Origin of the sequence: Carnimonas bestiolae, from assembly GCF_051251145.1 — a bacterium.
GTDB classification, from domain to species: domain Bacteria; phylum Pseudomonadota; class Gammaproteobacteria; order Pseudomonadales; family Halomonadaceae; genus Carnimonas; species Carnimonas bestiolae.
Genome location: NZ_JBPCZK010000022.1, coordinates 1 through 923 on the forward strand (window position 1 = coordinate 1; position 923 = coordinate 923).

A 923-nucleotide genomic window follows, 5' to 3' on the forward strand; every position below is an offset into this window, starting at 1 on the left:
TCGAATCTGTGCGATTCACTGATTCGCCAGTGCCGCTAACACTGGCGTTTCTTTATGCTGCTGTTTTGATTCCCAGCTCTCGATCAATCGCTCGATTGATAACGCTATCGACGCGATCTTTCAGCTTGTCGTAATTGCCGCTGACGACAGCCTCGCGAATCATCGTGCCGATCTCCGCGCAATCCGCGATCTCTTCATCGACTTTCTCAATGTCAATGCCGCCATAGCTGTTGCCAGCGCGAAGCTCAGCCCAATATTTTTCGCTCTCGGCATCCTGCGCTTCCTTGCGATCTTCAATCCTTCCCTGCTCTTCTGCATGCCGCGCTATTTCCCGTTCAACGCTCATAACCAACCCCTCCATAACCCATGTGCGATCAGCACAAACATCACTGCGTCTACCGATGACCAGAAAATGATGCTGCTCACCATCCGCGACGCCTCCGGTACGACTCGAGCCGTTCCTTGTTAGCTAGCTCGGCAAAACGCAGCACTCGCGGCTGGCAGTCGTCGATGCGCTTCCGAACCGGTTTGGCTATCAGGCACTGATTGGGGTAGTCGCGCTCGATCATTGACTTCGTGTGGTTTGGCGTTATCATTTTTTGCGGGCCTCCATCATTGCGTCTGCGACTAGATAAGCGCTTTCGGCTGTCTTCTTAACATTCCCTTCAACATTGATATCCATCCATGCGAATTGGAGCGCTTGGCCAGCAAACCAGTCGCGCAACAGCATTCCCTCGCAATGACCTAAGATTTCGCTGTTGCTAGGGAAGGCAGATTCCATACCTTTACGCGACCTCACGTCTTCCTCGCGTTCAGCCATGTAGTCACTCATTCGATCAGCCATTACATCGCTCATACATCCTCCTGACAAAAATAAAGCCCGCCGTGGCGAGCTGTTGGAATATGTACCGACTATTATCAGC

At 52.2% G+C, this 923-nt stretch carries 2 protein-coding genes; both read right to left on the reverse strand.

Features of this window, described 5'->3' with window-relative positions:
- Positions 1-52: 52 nt before the first annotated feature.
- Positions 53-346 carry a hypothetical protein gene (locus R84865_RS13255; RefSeq protein WP_435639912.1) on the reverse strand — a complete coding sequence of 98 codons (294 nt, stop codon included), beginning with the start codon at positions 344-346 and terminating at the stop codon, positions 53-55.
- Positions 347-592: 246 nt separating this feature from the next.
- On the reverse strand, positions 593-856 hold the full coding sequence (locus R84865_RS13260; protein WP_435639913.1) for a hypothetical protein: 264 nt from the start codon (positions 854-856) through the stop codon (positions 593-595).
- Positions 857-923: the final 67 nt, after the last annotated feature.

What these genes read in the sequence shown, in the direction of transcription:
- R84865_RS13260 (WP_435639913.1), bottom strand. Translation starts at nt 856, where the DNA reads ATGAGCGATGTAATGGCTGATCGAATGAGTGACTACATGGCTGAACGC.
- R84865_RS13255 (WP_435639912.1), bottom strand. Translation starts at nt 346, where the DNA reads ATGAGCGTTGAACGGGAAATAGCGCGGCATGCAGAAGAGCAGGGAAGG.